A 15,139-nucleotide genomic window follows, 5' to 3' on the forward strand; every position below is an offset into this window, starting at 1 on the left:
GCCCTATCACCGCAGCTTGAGCGTCGAAAGGCCGAGCATGGCAAGGCCGACCGCGATGATCCAGAAGCGGATCACCACCTGGCTTTCCGTCCAGCCGAGCTTTTCGAAATGGTGGTGGATCGGCGCCATCAGGAAGACGCGCCGGCCGGTCATCTTGAAGAAGCCGACCTGGATGATCACCGACAGCGTCTCCATCACGAACAGGCCGCCGATGATCGCCATGACGATCTCGTGCTTGGTGGCGACGGCAACGGAGCCGATCAGGCCGCCGAGCGCCAGCGATCCGGTATCGCCCATGAAGATGGCCGCCGGCGGCGCGTTGAACCAGAGAAAGCCGAGACCCGCCCCGATCACCGCTCCCAGAATGACGGCAAGCTCACCGGTGCCGGGCACGAAATTGATCTGCAGATATCCCGCAAACACCGAGTTACCGGCAAGATAGGCAATGACGCCGAACGAGGCCGCGGCGATCATGACAGGCCCGATCGCCAGCCCATCAAGTCCGTCTGTCAGGTTCACCGCATTGCCGGCGGCAACGATGACGAAACCGCCGAACAGGACGAAAAAGATGCCGAGATTGATGAACAGGTCCTTGAAGAACGGGAAGGCGACCGAGGTGCCGAGCGTCGGATTGCCCGACTGACCGGTCGCGAGCGCCACCCGCATCATGAAGAAGACGGCGATCCCGGCGATCACGAACTCGATGCCGAGACGCGCCTTGCCGGAAAACCCCTTGTCGGTCTGCTTGGTGACTTTCAGATAGTCGTCATAAAAGCCGATTGCGCCGAAACCCAGCGTGACGAGCAGGGTCGCCACCACGTAGACGTTCGAAAGATCGGCCCACAGCAGCGATCCGCCGACGATGCCGGCGAGAATCATCAGTCCACCCATGGTCGGCGTGCCGGCCTTCTTGAAATGGGTCTGCGGCCCATCGGCGCGGATCGGCTGTCCCTTGCCCTGGCGCAGGCGGAGCGATGCAATGATCATCGGTCCGAACAGGAAGACGATCAGCGCAGACGTGAACAGAGCTGCACCCGTCCTGAAGGTGATGTACCGGAACAGGTTGAAAAATTGGACTTTGTCCGCCAGTTCTACAAGCCAGATCAGCATTCAGCGCCCTTTCCAGAAGCCCGTCTCAATTAGTGGCGCTCCGTGTCGGAGAATGCCGGGTAGTTGTCAATAAGCGCGGCGACGATCTTGCCGAAACCGATGCCAAGCGAAGATTTCACCATCACCACGTCGCCCGGGATCACCGAGCGCACCACGAATTCGGCAAGGTCCGCAGTCTTTTCGTAATATTGCACGTCGACGCTATCGGGCAGCGCATCGCGCAGCGCTGCCATTTCCGCACCCGCCAGCCAGACATGTTCGATACCGGCGGCGAGCAGCGGACCCGCCAGTTCCTCATGCACCTTGGCGGAGAATTCACCCATTTCCAGCATGTCGCCGAGCACCGCGATCCGCCGGCCGGTCAGGTCCGGCGTCGCGGATGCGAGAAGTGCGATTGCCGCCCGCATCGAGGCAGGGTTGGCGTTGTAGCTCTCGTCGATCAGCGTCAGATGGCCTTCGCCGATGCCGAGGCGGTGGCGTTCGCCCCTGCCCTTGACCGGCTTCAGCGCCGCAAGCGCCGCCATGGCGCCGGCCATGTCCGCGCCGACCAGCAGGCAAGCGCCGAGAACCGCCATGGCGTTTTCGGCGATATGCCGGCCGGGGGCGCCGATATGGACTTCCGACGTCTCGCCGTTCAGCACCGCCCAGACGACCGAGTTTTCCCCGTTGCCTTCAAAGTCCGCCAGCCGGAAATCCGCCTTGGCATGCTGGCCGAAAGTGTGGATGTGCGAGACACCCGCCTCCTGCGCCTTTTTCTGAAGAAAGCCGAACTGCTTGATGTCGCGATTGAGGATCGCCGAACCGCCGGGCTCCAGACCTTCAAAGATCTCGGCCTTGGCGGCGGCAATCTCCTCGAGATTCTTGAAATGGCCGAGATGGGCCGCGGCGATCGTGGTGATCATCGCCACATGTGGGCGCACCATCTTCACCAGCGGGCGGATCTCGTCCGGATGGTTCATGCCGATCTCGAAGACGCCGAAGTCGCAATCGGCAGGCATGCGGGCGAGCGTCAGCGGCACGCCCCAGTGGTTGTTGAAGGAGGCGACGGCCGCATGCACCTTGCCGGACGGTACAAGTGCGTGGCGCAGCATTTCTTTGGTCGTCGTCTTGCCGACCGAACCGGTGATGGCGACGATGCGTGCCCGGCTGCGCGCACGCGCAACAAGCGCCAGTTTCCCAAGCGCCGCAAGCACGTCTTCGACGACGATCATCGGCACGCTCAGCTTGCCGAGCGCCGGCAATTTCGATTCGTTGACGACGATCAGCGTCGCACCGTTGGCGACCGCGAGGCTTGCATAATCATGGCCGTCGACGCGGTCGCCCCTGATGGCGAAGAAGGCTTCTCCCGGTCCAATCGAACGGCTGTCGATCGAAATGCCGGTAATGCCCGTCGGAAGCGAACCGATCGGGCGGCCGCCCATGGCAGCGGTCAAATCCTCGGAGGTCCATAGCCAGTTCACGATTTCAGCTCCTGCAATGCCTTGCGGACTTCGACGTGATCGGAGAACGGCAGGACCGTGGCGCCGATCGTCTGGCCTTCCTCATGGCCCTTGCCCGCAACAATCAATGTGTCGCCCGACTGCAGCATGCCAACCGCCTCGCGGATCGCATTGGCCCGGTCACCGATCTCGACGGCGCCCGGAGCGGCCGCCATGATCTCGGAGCGGATCACTTCGGGAATCTCGGAACGCGGATTGTCGTCGGTGACGATGACGATATCGGCAAGCCGCGTCGCCACGTCGCCCATGATCGGCCGCTTGCCCTTGTCGCGGTCGCCGCCGCAGCCGAACACCACGATGACGCGGCCGGTCGTGAAGGGGCGGACGGATGCCAGCACGTTTTCCAGTGCGTCCGGTTTGTGGGCATAATCCACGTAGGCGAGTGCGCCGTCCTTTGTCTGGCCGACCAGTTCGAGACGACCCGAGGCGCCGACCAGCTTTTCAAGGGCGGCCATGGCAACGGCGGCCGGAACCCCGGTCGACATGGCAAGCCCCGCCGCGACCAGCGCGTTCGACACCTGGAAATCACCAGCGAGCGGAATATCGACTTCGAAAATCTGCTCGCCGACGTGAATTTCGGCCGTCTGCTTGTGACGGAAATGCTCGACCCGCTTCAGGCAGAGATAATCACCCCGACGACCGACCGTGCGAACATCCAGGTCGGCCACCGTCGCGACCCGCATCGCCTCCTCCGACCAGGGATCGTCGGCGAAGATGACGACGGGCGAGCCCTTCGGCATCAGCGTATCGAAAAGCCGCATCTTGGCGGCCATGTAGCTCTCGACGGTCGGATGGTAGTCCATATGGTCGCGGCCGAGATTGGTAAAGCCGGCGGCGGAAAGACGCACGCCGTCGATCCGGCTCTGGTCTAGGCCATGGCTGGAAGCTTCTATGGCGGCATGGGTAACGCCTTCGGCAGCCAGTTCCGCCAGCAGCTTCTGCAGCTCGACCGGATCCGGCGTGGTCAGCGTTCCGTAGTCGTTGCGGGTGGGCGAAACGACGCCGGTCGTGCCGATCTGAGCCGCGGCATGGCCGGCATGCGCCCAGATCTGGCGGGTGAAGGAGGCGACGGAGGTCTTGCCGGCGGTGCCCGTGACGGCAACCATGGTTTCCGGCTGCGCACCGTAGAAACGGGCGGCCGCGAGTGCCAGCAGCCGGCGCGGATTGGAAACGGCAAGGATTGGAATGCCCGCGTCCGCCGTATGGCCGGCAATCGCCGCGACCGCGCCGCGGGCGGCGGCATCGCCGATATAACGAGACCCGTCCGCCTTGGTGCCAGCGAATGCGGCAAACAGCATGCCGGAGGTTACCTTGCGGCTGTCGGAAGTAAGGCCGGTCACGTCGAGATCGCCTGCCGGCCCGGCCATCAACTCGGCTATTTCCGGGAAATCCCGTCCGGCAAGTTCTCGCAACTTCATCGGTTGATTGTCCATTCTGAGCGTCGTCCCCTCGAATCGTCCGCTCAAGTTGTTATCGCTCAATAAGACACAAGCAGGGCAGAACCGTCATTGCCGAATTTCGGCTTCACTCCCAGAATGGGCGCCGTGCGGGTGATGATCTCCTTGACCATGGGAGCAGCCGAGGTTGCCGCAAGAGCTGCACCGTTGCCTTTCTCGGTCTTGGGCTCGTCGCAGAACGTCAGGACGACATATTGCGGATTGTCCATCGGAAATGCGGCGAGGAACGCGTTGAAGTTCTTGTCGTGGACGTAACGCCCGTTGACGACCTTGTCCGCCGTGCCCGTCTTGCCGCCGACGTTGAAGCCCGCCACACGTGCGTTTCTGCCCGAGCCATTGACGCCGTTCCATTCGAACAGGAAGCGCATGTCCTTGCTGGTCGTCGGCTTCATCACCTGGGTGGCGACCTTGTCGGCCTCCGCGCGGGTACGCGGCAGGAAGGTCGGCTCGACCAACTTGCCTCCGTTGACCAGCGCCGCACCGGCAACCGCCGTCTGCAAAGGCGTCGTCGAGACACCGTGGCCGAAGGAAATGGTGACCGAATTGATCTTCTTCCATTCGCGCGGCTGGCTCGGATAAGCGACTTCCGGAAGCTCGGTGCGCATTTTCGTCAGCAGGCCGAGCTTGGTCAGGAAGTCCTTGTGGCCTTCGATGCCGACCGTGTCGGCGATCTTGGCGGTACCGATATTCGACGAAAACTGAAAAATTTCCGGAACGCTCAGTATGCGCCCCTTGCCGTGGAAATCCTTGATGGTGAAACCGCCGATGCGGATCGGGAACCGGGCGTCGAACGTGCTCTGAAGGTTGACCTTGCCGGAATCGAGACCCATGGCGATCGTGAAGGACTTGAAGGTGGAGCCCATTTCGAACGTGCCGTTCGACACGCGGTTGAACCAGCCCTGCTCGCCGCCTTCGGCCGGATTGTTGGGATCGAAATCGGGCGCGGACGCCATGGCGAGCACCTCGCCGGTATGTACGTCGAGGACGACCGCGCCAGCGCCGATCGAGCTATACTTGCTGATCGCTTCGGTCACCACGTCGCGGACGATCGACTGGACGCGCAGGTCGATGGACAGCTTGACCGGCTCCAGCGGCTGATTGGACGTCATGCCAACTGCTGCGAGATCGGCAAGTCCCTGATTGTCGACATAGCGCTCCATGCCGGCGACGCCGCGATTGTCGATATTGACGTAGCCGACGACATGCGCAGCGGTCGGGCCGCCCGGATAGAAACGACGCTTTTCGGGCCGGAAACCGATGCCCGGAATGCCGAGCGCCAGGATCTGGCTCTGCTGCTTCGGGGTCAGCTGGCGGCGCAGCCACTGGAAACGCGAATTCGAGGTCAGCTTCGAATAGGTACCCTTGACGTCGAGGTCGTTCAGGACCGTCGCGAGCTTCTCGATCACCTCGTCGGCATCGATGATCTTGTTGGGTTCGGCAAACAACGAAACCGTGCGGATGTCGGTCGCCAGAACCGCGCCGTTGCGATCGACAAGGTCGGGACGCGACGCCAGCAGCCGATCTGCCGGCAGGATGCTCGAGGTCGTCAGCGGCTTCGCCACGCCATATTGCATCAGGCGGCCGCCGACGATGCAGTAGAAGACCGCGAAACCCGCGATCAGCAAACCGACGCGGTTTTTCGCCTGGGCAGACTTGCGCTTGCGGGTTCCCTCGAAGGACGCCTTTTCAGAGCCGCGGCCACGGCTGCCGGACGAAAAATGTGCGCGGCTCTTGACGATCATGATGCGGGACAGGAAAGACATCAGCGTTTCACCGATCCTGTTGAAATGACTTCGACGGGACCGCGCCGCAGGGGCACGGGAATTTTAGGAGCGGGCTTGGCCTTGGCGGCGGCAACACCCTTCAGGGCTGCGGCAACCTCGCTGTTCTTGCCGGCGATGATATCCTCAATGGTGGTCTCGGGCTGCGGAAGCCGAGCCCTCGGCATCGGCAGTTCCTTCGGCATCGCAAGCTGCGTCGTTTCGGTCGGGGCGAGCGCCAGCTCGGTATTGTAGACGTTGATCAGCCGGTGCAGGCGGTTCGGCTGGGTCAGCAGGGCCCAGTCCGCTTTCAGGAGATCGATCGTATCCTTCTCCAGCTTGATTTCCGACTCGAGCCGGCGAACCTCGCTGAGCTTCTCGTCGGCGCGGTGCTTGATCGAATAGGTGACGACGGCCGCTGCCGTCATGACGCCGATCAGAACAAGATCGAAGCTACGCAGCATGTATCAGGCTCCCATCTTTGCGAGGCTGGCGAGATCGGGCAGATCGAAAATGGATATGTCGGCCGCCCGAGGCGCGGCTTCCGTCCGCACACCGGCGCGAAGCTTTGCGGACCGAGCGCGCGGGTTCAACTCCGCCTCCTCGTCGCTCGCCGAGATCATCGACTTGCCAAGGGGTTCGAAAATCGCAGGCTTGGCCTCGACCATCGGCAGGTGGCGCGAACCGGAGGCCTTGCCGGAACGATCAGCGAAGAACTGCTTGACGATCCGGTCTTCGAGCGAATGGAAGGTGACGACGACCAGCCGGCCGCCGGGCTTCAGCGCCCGCTCGGCCGCAAACAGCGCCTGGGCTAGCTCGCCGAGCTCGTCATTGACGAAGACCCGCAGCGCCTGAAAGACGCGCGTCGCCGGATGGATCTTGTCCTTGGCCTTGCGCGGGTTGACGGTTTCGATGAGGTTGGCAAGCTCGCGCGTAGTGGTGAACGGCTCGGTCAGGCGACGCTTTTCGATAGCACGCGCGATGCGGCCCGACTGCTTTTCCTCGCCAAGGAAACCAAAGATGCGGGTGAGATCGCCGACCTTGGCGCGGTTGACGACATCCGCCGCCGAGACGCCGCTCGCCGACATGCGCATGTCGAGCGGCCCGTTGCGCTGGAAGGAGAAACCGCGCTCGGCCTCGTCGATCTGCATGGAGGAGACGCCGATATCGAGCACAACGCCATCGAGCCCGCCTTCCGGCGCATGATCGGCAAGGTGGGAGAACTGCGACTGAATGAGATGGAGGCGGCCCTTGTGAGCATCGACGAGCGCCTTGCCGGCAGCAATCGCATTCGGGTCGCGATCGAGCGCGATCACTTCGGCATCCGCCGCAAGGATCGCTGATGTATAACCGCCGGCCCCGAACGTACCATCGAGAATAATCTTGCCGGCTCGAGGCTCGAGTGCCTCGAGAACTTCTTTCAGAAGAACCGGAATGTGACGAACCGGTCCGCCTTCGGGCTCCGCTGTTCCGTCGCCTGGATTCGCCGCCATTCCGTTCCCCTGTCTTACGCGGGACGCGAACCGAAGCGCCCCTCTCTCGCCGCCGCTTGCGCCTCGTGGAACGCCTGCGGCTGCCAAAGTTGAAAATGATCCGAGCGCCCAACGAAGGTAATGTCCGAGCTGATTCCTGTGAAGTCGCGGATGAAATCCGTGACCATCAGCCGGCCCTCCGCATCGAGCCTCATGAAGAGGCCGCCACCGTGAACGAGCAGCGACATCCGGTTCGCTTCCGGCGAAAACGGGTCGACGGAGGCGATCTGCCGCTCGTAACGATCGAGCAGATCCGGCCCGCCGACGCTGATCGCCGGATAGGTGAAATCCTGAAGGCAATAAAGCTCCTGGATCCCGCGCTCCGAAAGGACCGAACGAAAACTCGCCGGAACGGAGACCCGTCCCTTCGCATCGATCCTGTTCGTCGCATTCGACAGGAAGCGGCTCATCACGCCAAACATCCGCCTCGTTATGGTTCAGGACGCAAGTCCGTCCACCCGTTGACACAGCACCAAACACAGCTTCGCCGCCCGGATGGGCGGATAACCGCCCGGCCGTAGGACGACCGAAACTCAGGGATTGGCGGGCGCTCATTCGCCCTTGTGCAGTGCGATTTTGGGATACCATGGGACCATATGGGCGTCAATGGGAGAAGCCCCGCTAGCCACTCCCAAGCAGGATTTATTTATAAGCTGTTAAGTTTAACAAAGGGTTATCGGAGGGCGTGAAGAAACCGCCTCGGCAGTTTCCGACAAGTGGATTTTCGACCCTCGTTAAGCTCCGACAAACAAAGGAGCTTTCGAAATTCCTGATATAAACGCTGCGCCGCAAAAAGTGGGCGCACGGGTGTCTATACCCCGAAAGGTGTAGACCGAATCGCACCGCGAGAGGAGGTAAACGCCAGTTGGCCTGTAAGCCGGGTTCTGTATGGCTCCGATGCAAGCACCGGAACGTGGCAGCCATTCATCTGGGACGACATTTGCATGCCGCCTCACGCAACCCACCCGGATGACTGGCCCGGAAACAGGCTGTAGCCGCGTTTTCACGTGGCCCGTGTCATCCCTATTCGGTCTTGCTCCCGGTGGGGTTTACCTTGCCGCCGCTGTTACCAGAAGCGCGGTGGGCTCTTACCCCACCCTTTCACCCTTACCCCGCTAGCTCTGCCGCTTTGTCGAAAGCGGTACAGCAAGCGGGGCGGTTTCCTTTCTGTGGCACTTTCCCTAGGGTCGCCCCCGCCGGACGTTATCCGGCACCGTGTTTCCGTGGAGCCCGGACTTTCCTCACCCTACCGCCTTTCGGCATTGGTAAAGCGCGGCTGCCCGGCCAACTGGCAGCGGTCACATAACCGAGATGCCGAGCGAAAGCCATAGGCTGGAAGTAATCAGGCCGGAGATAATCCGTTCAGAGATAATCGGCGCGGAAATTCGCCGAATAGGCGTCGTCCCGGATTTCCCCATGGAAGATCAATTCGGCGCCGAGCCGGCCGATCTCGTCGGAACTCTTGGCCGCCGCCCCGCAGCCGCCGCTGAGGATGCCGATTCGGGAGGCATCGGTCATGGCGATTGCCGGATATCCGGTTGGCGTGAACGAGGTGACGCAGGCCGCCATCGACGAGCGCGAGAGATCGAGATCCGGCATCAGCCGCGTCATGATCTCGGCAAGCCGGGCGCGCGTGCTCGCCCGCCCGCCCGAGCGGAACCAGGCGCGGATGTCCGGCTCCGTCGGCAGCAGCAGGTCGTCCGGATCGCCGCCGATCTTCAGATAGATCTTGCCGTCGGGATAACGCACCGGCGGCAGGAGATAGATGCCGTCCTCGCCCTCGCGCCATTTCCAGATCAGCGAAGGCACCCTGCCCCAGACATCCATCGCGGCCTCGTCGACCTCGAAGAAGGCGACGGTGCGGGCATAGACGCTCAGATCGAGACGTGCGCCGAGCAGCCGTTCGTTGATCGAAAAACCTCCGGCTGCGACCAGCACTTTTTCAGCAAGATAGCTGTTGCCCTCGCTGGTGGTGACGGTGACCTGATCGCCATCCTGGCGCACCGAGGAAACCGTTTCAGGAATGATTGCCGTACCCTGGCGCTCGGCGATCAGAGCCTGGGCCTTCACCAGCCGGCGCGGATTGATGTGCCCGGCCTTCCTCGGCTCCCAGACACCCTCGCTCTCCTTCGGGAATGAGAAGAGGCCGAATCGCCCAGCAAGGTCCGCATCCGACAGCGTCTCGGTCGCAACGCCGAGCTTGTCTGCCGCGTCGAGGACGTTTGCGACGTAGGACGGGCCGTCGCCACGCTTCGGACCGACCAGCAGGCAGCCCGATTGGGAATAGAAATCCACGCCGCTTTCACGGGCAATCTCGCCGTAACGTTCGATCGAACGATTGGCGAGGCGCGCCCACACGGGATCGGGATCGATCGTCCGGGTGATGCGCGCCTCGTCGTAGTGGCTGGCAAAGACGCCTTCATGGCGCCCGTAGTCCGCCGGCTCACCGGGACCGACCAACGCAATACCGTCGGTCCATTTCGAGAGGTAGCGGGCCGCCGCAGCGCCCATCATGCCCCTCCCGATCACGATAAATCTGAACCGTTCCGTCATGCCCTCGCCTTTCGATTCCACCGGCCGAAATGTCTTCTGTTCGAAGCACTTCTAGCCGTTTTCGGAATCAAAATGCCACAGGCGAAAGCGACGCAGTGTGTTCGGCCGTCTGTTCAGCGGTCTCGATCACCGCCTGGACCCGGTTGCAATAACGCTTCGAAACCGGGTTCATGCGCTTGGCGCCATGGCCGGCATTGTATTTGAGGATGGTGCCGCAGATCTTGCCGCCGCCGAGTTCATGCGCGCCGGCCAGGTACTTCATACCGTAGCGGATATTCGTCTCGGGATCGTAGAGGCCGTAGTCGGGGCCTTCATAGCCCATCAGCCTTGCCGTTGCCGGCTTGATCTGCATCAGCCCGATCTCGCCGGCACTGCCCTTGACGGTCGGCCGGAAATTGCTCTCGATCTGCACCACGGCCAGCGCGATCTCCTCCGGAACATCATATTCGTCCGCATATTTCGAGATCAGCTGGGAATAATGAAGCTGCCGAACCAGTCGCTTGGCTTCGTCAGTGGGCGCGGCAAAACCGGTTTCGCGCGTTTCCCATGGAATGATCAGCGGCTTGGTATAGGTGGTGACGGCGTCGTCCTCAGCGCGCACGAGTTCGGTTCCCGCGACCAGCATGGCAAGGCCCGCCGCGGCAGCAACAATCATTGTATTCATTTAGGTGAAGTGTCTCCGGACCAACAGGAACCGTGGGTGCCGTTACGCAAACACCCTCTCAGCGCGTCGCCGGATTGACGGCGCGATGTCTGAACGATCCTGGTCGTTTATCTCTGCAACCCCCGTCCAACATGGCGGCTGCCGTTAGCGGGTCCTTTAGACCGGGCTAATAAGGAGATGATGTGGCACGGCTGATTTTTGCGGTTTTTCGCCGGTTCAAACGACCGCCACGGCGCTCGGCGTCAATTGAATTTTGGCAAGGACTTGAGCAGCCGATGCAAAGTGTCGATCGTCGAGAAATCGGCGATTCCATCGACGAGCTGCGGCCGGAAGTGCCGCTGGAAAGCCTCGACCACGCCCTTCGTCCGCTCGCAGAAAGTGCCCGTGATTTCAATTCCGTAGCCATAGAGCGACAGCATCGACTGCAAGGCCTCGATGGGCTGGCCACTCTCCCCGAACTGGAAAAACCGTCCGCCGCTGATCTGCGTTGGATCGATCCAATGGCCGATCCCCTCGAGGTACAACTTTTCCCAGGGGAAATTTTCGCCCGGGTCGACCTTGCGGATCGGGGCGACATCGGAGTGTCCGAGCACCCGTTCCGGCCGGATTTGCCATCTCTCGCCGCAATCGCGACACAATTCGACGACGGCTTCGACCTGCGCGGATGGATAGGCCGGCAGGCCTCCGGGATGGCCCGGATTGGCGATCTCGATACCGATCGAACAGGAATTGATGTCGGTCTCGCCGGCCCAGGAGCTCTTGCCGGCATGCCAGGCCCGACGATCCTCCGGCACGAGCTGCACCACGCACCCGTCCTCGTGGACGAAATAATGGCTGGAGACCTGGCTCTCTTCGCTGCAGAGCCAGGAGAGCGCCTTATCGCCGCTCGGCATGCCCGTATAGTGCAGGATGATCATGTCGGGCCGGCGACCGCCGGCACGGTCGCCGTGGTTGGGAGAAGGCTTTACCGTCGCGCCGGCATAATCGGCGGTAAACGGTGTCATGCGGCGCGGCGCTCTTTCTCGATCGCCGCATAGGCGGCGTTGAGTGCCGCCATTCGCTCGTTGGCGGCGGCATGCAGCGAAGCCGGAACACCGCGGGCGATCAGCCGGTCGGGATGATGTTCGGAGACAAGAGAGCGGTACTGCTTGCGGATCTTGGCGAAATCGTCTTCCGGCGAAACGCCGAGCACCAGATAGGGATCCCGGCCCTCGAGATGCACGTGCCGCGCCATGATGCGGCGGAAATGCCCCTCGTCGATGCGAAAGATTTCGGCGATGCGGGACAGGAAAGCAAGTTCCGCCTCATGCACCAGCCCATCCGCCTTGGCGATATGGAACAGGCCGTCCACGACATTTTCCAGCATCGGGCAATTGTCAGCCTTGCCGGCACCGGGGCTGCACAATCCGGCGAGCTTGGTCGCATAGGCTTCATAACCTGCAACGTCCTGGCGCGCGAGGTTATAGAGGCGTGCGACGTTGCGGGCTTCCTCGTCGGGAAAATCGAATATCTGCTGAAAGGCCTTGACCTCGGCCTCGCTGACGATACCGTCGGCCTTCGCCATCTTGGCCGACAGCGCGATGATGGCAACCGAGAAAGACACCTGCCGGCGCGTTTCCGGATCACCCTCGAATACCGTGCGGATCGCCTCAATGACGCGGCCGAGCGCGTTCCCGGCTGCGTCGCCCATGGCGCCGAGAAGCCGTTCCCATAGAGAAGAAAACTGAAGGCAGGCAAAATCCCAGATCATCAGAATAGTGGACCAGATTGCAGGCGCGATTGCAAGACGACGGACGGCCCGTCTTAGATTAAACTATGTTCATGTTTTCCGAACAATCACTGGCGCTCACAGACAGGTGACCCTGTACTCCGGGACAATTGACGAGGCCCGCAGATCTGTTTTCCACAGGCGAGGCTTGAGTGCCGTAAGAGTTGAATCGATTATATTAGCCTCTTCTGCGCCACGAAGTCGAAGCTGCGGTTTTTCTTGAGAAATTCACTTTACAGGCGCTTGTCTCTGTCGCATCCATTCAGCGGTTTTGAACTGTACGCGAGCATGCGCGTGAAGGAGGATCGATGGCCAAACAGAAAGTAGCAATGCTGACCGCAGGGGGCCTCGCGCCCTGTCTGTCTTCCGCCGTCGGCGGCCTGATCGAGCGCTACAACGACGTCGCGCCTGATATCGAGATGGTCGCCTACCGCTCCGGTTATCAAGGCGTTCTGCTCGGCGACCGCATCGGAATCACCAGGGACATGCGCGAAAAGGCGCATCTGCTGCACCGCTACGGCGGCTCGCCGATCGGCAACAGCCGCGTCAAGCTCACCAATGCCGCAGACTGCGTCAAGCGCGGCCTCGTCAAGGAAGGCGAGAACCCGCTTCGCGTCGCCGCCGAGCGGCTGGCCGCCGATGGAATCACCATTCTTCACACGATCGGCGGCGACGACACCAACACGACGGCCGCCGACCTTGCCGCCTATCTCGGCGCCAACGGCTACGACCTCACCGTCGTCGGCCTGCCGAAGACCGTCGACAACGACATCGTGCCGATCCGCCAGTCGCTCGGCGCCTGGACGGCCGCCGAAGTCGGTGCCTCTTTCTTCGACAACGTTTCGAACGAGCAGAGTGCCGCTCCTCGCACATTTGTGATTCACGAAGTGATGGGACGCCACTGCGGCTGGCTTACCGCCGCGACCGCACGGGCCTATATTCAAAAGACCAAAGGCAACGAATATGTCGAGGGCTTCATGATGAACAGCGCTATGAAGAACATCGATGGTGTCTACCTGCCGGAGATGGCCTTCGACCTCGACAAGGAGGCCGCACGCCTCAAGGACGTCATGGACCAGCGCGGTTTCGTGACCTTGTTCGTTTCGGAAGGTGCCGGCCTCGATACGATCGTCGCCGAACGGGAAGCGGCAGGCGAAGCGATCAAGCGCGACGCGTTCGGCCATGTTAAGATAGACACGATCAATGTCGGCGGCTGGTTCCAGAAGCAGTTCGCAGCGCTGATCGGAGCCGATCGCTCGATGGTGCAGAAGTCCGGCTATTTCGCCCGTTCGGCACCGGCAAACGGCGGCGACCTGCGCCTCATCCAGGGCATGGTCGATCTCGCGGTCGAAAGCGCGCTGAACAAGGTTTCCGGCGTCACCGGCCACGACGAGGATCAGGGTGGAAAACTGCGCACGATCGAATTTCCCAGAATCAAGGGTGGAAAACATTTCGATCTGACGGCAAAATGGTTCGGCGAAGTGATGGACCATATCGGCCAGCCCTTCGAAACGGCTTGAGACAAGAAAATTAGCGGGCGCCGCTCAACGGGCGTCCGGGAGGAAATGGAATGACGGCTGACATCTGGCTCGCTTTTGCTGCGACCGCGATATTTCTCGCCCTCCTTCCAAGCCCCCTTGCTTGTCTCACCGCCAGCTTCTCGCTCCAGCGCGGTCGCCGCACGGCGATCGCCACGGTTCCGGGACTTGCCGTCGGAATGTCGGCCGCCCTGATCGTGGCAATGATCCCCATGGCCCTGGTCGCCGTCTATCTGCCGAAGCTCGTCGACGTAATCTCCTGGGCGGGGCTGGGCTACCTGATGCTCTACGTGCTCTGGTCCTACCAGGATCCGCGAATCTCCGGCCCCATCGCCGACAATGACAATCTTCCCGAGTGTCGGGCAGCGCGAATCTTTGGATGCCTGTTCGGCAAATCCGCCTTCCAGGCGCGTTATGCCATCGTTCTTGCAGCCGTGCTCACACAGTTCGTCGATCCCGACCGGTCGCTCCTGCCCCAGCTTCTCGAAATGCAGGCGACCTTCCTCGTTTGCGCAGCACTTGGAGCCGGAATTCACGTGCTTTTTCCGCGCCGCGTGCTCGCCCGCAGACGGCGCCCCGCAAACCTCAATGCCGCCTCGCGCAAACCCCAGACGCGCTTCATTTCACGGCGTGCGGTGACCGCCGGTTATCGCCGGATCGCCGCTTGACGCTCGCCGTCTTGCCGGACGCCACCCAATAGGTTAATGGAAATGCTCTTTTGGTGGCGTTTGGGCGGACTGGGGTAACCATTTTTTCATGAAAGCGACCCAATGGCGATAATCCGATTCCTCGGCCGCGGGACGGTTGTGGCGTGCGCCGTTTCTTCGGCTCTCACCGGATGTTCGAGCGTCGAACGCGAGCAAAAGCTTGCATCGACGCAGTCGGTTGCCCCGATCAACGGCCAGGCGACAGGACCTGTTCAGACAGCTTCCGCGGATGGCCAGACGACGACGCATAAAGCCGATCTGCCGGTCTACGGGCCGGTTCAGGTTGCAGGCCAGACGATCCCTCCGGGCGTCCAGCTTGCCTCCACCGTCCAGGTAGCCGACACCCAGCCGACCGTGGCACTCGCCAAGACCGCAAGACTTCCCGTTCCGACGCCTGCAGCCGTCGATGCGATGTCCGTTCAGTCGGCCGCGATGGCAGCGCCCACCATGGCCCCGCTCGTCGCTTTTGCACCGGCGCCCGGACCGGCGATGATGCCACCGCCCTTGGCCCGCACTACCTCGACTATCCTAGCGTCCTCCCAGCCGGCGAG

General features: G+C 62.0%; 13 protein-coding genes, 1 other RNA gene and 1 pseudogene. 3 read left to right on the forward strand and 12 right to left on the reverse strand.

Going from position 1 to position 15,139, the window contains the following annotated elements:
* Positions 1–6: 6 nt before the first annotated feature.
* The 12 genes from mraY to MOV63_RS22845 form a co-directional block, all read right to left on the reverse strand.
* Positions 7–1,110, reverse strand: coding sequence for a phospho-N-acetylmuramoyl-pentapeptide-transferase (gene mraY, locus MOV63_RS22790; protein ID WP_038543541.1), 1,104 nt, complete (start codon positions 1,108–1,110; stop codon positions 7–9).
* A 29-nt stretch (positions 1,111–1,139) separates the two neighbouring features.
* Entirely contained in the window at positions 1,140–2,570 is a 1,431-nt protein-coding gene (locus MOV63_RS22795; protein ID WP_038543542.1) for a UDP-N-acetylmuramoylalanyl-D-glutamyl-2,6-diaminopimelate--D-alanyl-D-alanine ligase, read from the reverse strand.
* Positions 2,567–4,027: a UDP-N-acetylmuramoyl-L-alanyl-D-glutamate--2,6-diaminopimelate ligase gene (locus MOV63_RS22800; protein ID WP_247037102.1), complete on the reverse strand. Its 1,461-nt coding sequence runs from the start codon at positions 4,025–4,027 to the stop codon at positions 2,567–2,569. Before MOV63_RS22800 ends, MOV63_RS22795 begins: the two co-directional genes overlap by 4 nt.
* 59 nt (positions 4,028–4,086) lie before the next feature.
* Positions 4,087–5,829, reverse strand: coding sequence for a penicillin-binding protein 2 (locus tag MOV63_RS22805; protein WP_247037104.1), 1,743 nt, complete (start codon positions 5,827–5,829; stop codon positions 4,087–4,089).
* Positions 5,829–6,290 carry a hypothetical protein gene (locus MOV63_RS22810; protein ID WP_247037106.1) on the reverse strand — a complete coding sequence of 154 codons (462 nt, stop codon included), beginning with the start codon at positions 6,288–6,290 and terminating at the stop codon, positions 5,829–5,831. The genes MOV63_RS22805 and MOV63_RS22810 overlap by 1 nt, the downstream gene beginning before the upstream one ends.
* 3 nt (positions 6,291–6,293) lie before the next feature.
* Positions 6,294–7,319 carry a 16S rRNA (cytosine(1402)-N(4))-methyltransferase RsmH gene (gene rsmH / locus MOV63_RS22815; RefSeq protein ID WP_247037115.1) on the reverse strand — a complete coding sequence of 342 codons (1,026 nt, stop codon included), beginning with the start codon at positions 7,317–7,319 and terminating at the stop codon, positions 6,294–6,296.
* A 14-nt stretch (positions 7,320–7,333) separates the two neighbouring features.
* Positions 7,334–7,768, reverse strand: coding sequence for a division/cell wall cluster transcriptional repressor MraZ (mraZ, locus tag MOV63_RS22820; RefSeq protein ID WP_247037132.1), 435 nt, complete (start codon positions 7,766–7,768; stop codon positions 7,334–7,336).
* Positions 7,769–8,215: 447 nt separating this feature from the next.
* An RNA gene (gene rnpB / locus MOV63_RS22825) (RNase P RNA component class A) lies at positions 8,216–8,650 on the reverse strand.
* Between the two features lie 70 nt (positions 8,651–8,720).
* Positions 8,721–9,911: an FAD-dependent oxidoreductase gene (locus MOV63_RS22830; protein ID WP_247037117.1), complete on the reverse strand. Its 1,191-nt coding sequence runs from the start codon at positions 9,909–9,911 to the stop codon at positions 8,721–8,723.
* A gap of 67 nt (positions 9,912–9,978) precedes the next feature.
* Positions 9,979–10,575, reverse strand: a complete 597-nt coding sequence (locus tag MOV63_RS22835; protein WP_247037119.1) for a lytic transglycosylase domain-containing protein — start codon at positions 10,573–10,575, stop codon at positions 9,979–9,981.
* A 242-nt stretch (positions 10,576–10,817) separates the two neighbouring features.
* Positions 10,818–11,579, reverse strand: coding sequence for an N-acetylmuramoyl-L-alanine amidase (locus tag MOV63_RS22840; RefSeq protein ID WP_247037121.1), 762 nt, complete (start codon positions 11,577–11,579; stop codon positions 10,818–10,820).
* Positions 11,576–12,325: a DnaJ family molecular chaperone gene (locus MOV63_RS22845; RefSeq protein ID WP_247037124.1), complete on the reverse strand. Its 750-nt coding sequence runs from the start codon at positions 12,323–12,325 to the stop codon at positions 11,576–11,578. Before MOV63_RS22845 ends, MOV63_RS22840 begins: the two co-directional genes overlap by 4 nt.
* A 326-nt stretch (positions 12,326–12,651) precedes the next feature.
* Here MOV63_RS22845 and MOV63_RS22850 point away from each other — a divergent pair, with 326 nt between their 5' ends.
* The 3 genes and pseudogenes from MOV63_RS22850 to MOV63_RS22860 form a co-directional block, all read left to right on the forward strand.
* Entirely contained in the window at positions 12,652–13,863 is a 1,212-nt protein-coding gene (locus MOV63_RS22850; protein ID WP_247037126.1) for a pyrophosphate--fructose-6-phosphate 1-phosphotransferase, read from the forward strand.
* Positions 13,864–13,913: 50 nt separating this feature from the next.
* Positions 13,914–14,549, forward strand: coding sequence for a LysE family translocator (locus MOV63_RS22855; RefSeq protein WP_038543556.1), 636 nt, complete (start codon positions 13,914–13,916; stop codon positions 14,547–14,549).
* 102 nt (positions 14,550–14,651) lie between these two features.
* Positions 14,652–15,139, forward strand: a pseudogene (locus tag MOV63_RS22860) (hypothetical protein); the annotation flags it as partial.

The organism is Neorhizobium sp. SHOUNA12A (assembly GCF_023006505.1).
Taxonomy (GTDB): Bacteria; Pseudomonadota; Alphaproteobacteria; order Rhizobiales; family Rhizobiaceae; genus Neorhizobium.

Excerpts from the sequence above, each read along its gene's own strand:
- mraY (WP_038543541.1), bottom strand. The coding sequence starts at position 1,110 with ATGCTGATCTGGCTTGTAGAACTGGCGGACAAAGTCCAATTTTTCAAC.
- MOV63_RS22800 (WP_247037102.1), bottom strand. The coding sequence starts at position 4,027 with ATGAAGTTGCGAGAACTTGCCGGACGGGATTTCCCGGAAATAGCCGAG.
- MOV63_RS22805 (WP_247037104.1), bottom strand. The coding sequence starts at position 5,829 with ATGTCTTTCCTGTCCCGCATCATGATCGTCAAGAGCCGCGCACATTTT.
- MOV63_RS22810 (WP_247037106.1), bottom strand. The coding sequence starts at position 6,290 with ATGCTGCGTAGCTTCGATCTTGTTCTGATCGGCGTCATGACGGCAGCG.
- rsmH (WP_247037115.1), bottom strand. The coding sequence starts at position 7,319 with ATGGCGGCGAATCCAGGCGACGGAACAGCGGAGCCCGAAGGCGGACCG.
- mraZ (WP_247037132.1), bottom strand. The coding sequence starts at position 7,768 with ATGAGCCGCTTCCTGTCGAATGCGACGAACAGGATCGATGCGAAGGGA.
- MOV63_RS22830 (WP_247037117.1), bottom strand. The coding sequence starts at position 9,911 with ATGACGGAACGGTTCAGATTTATCGTGATCGGGAGGGGCATGATGGGC.
- MOV63_RS22835 (WP_247037119.1), bottom strand. The coding sequence starts at position 10,575 with ATGAATACAATGATTGTTGCTGCCGCGGCGGGCCTTGCCATGCTGGTC.
- MOV63_RS22840 (WP_247037121.1), bottom strand. The coding sequence starts at position 11,579 with ATGACACCGTTTACCGCCGATTATGCCGGCGCGACGGTAAAGCCTTCT.
- MOV63_RS22845 (WP_247037124.1), bottom strand. The coding sequence starts at position 12,325 with ATGATCTGGGATTTTGCCTGCCTTCAGTTTTCTTCTCTATGGGAACGG.
- MOV63_RS22850 (WP_247037126.1), top strand. The coding sequence starts at position 12,652 with ATGGCCAAACAGAAAGTAGCAATGCTGACCGCAGGGGGCCTCGCGCCC.
- MOV63_RS22855 (WP_038543556.1), top strand. The coding sequence starts at position 13,914 with ATGACGGCTGACATCTGGCTCGCTTTTGCTGCGACCGCGATATTTCTC.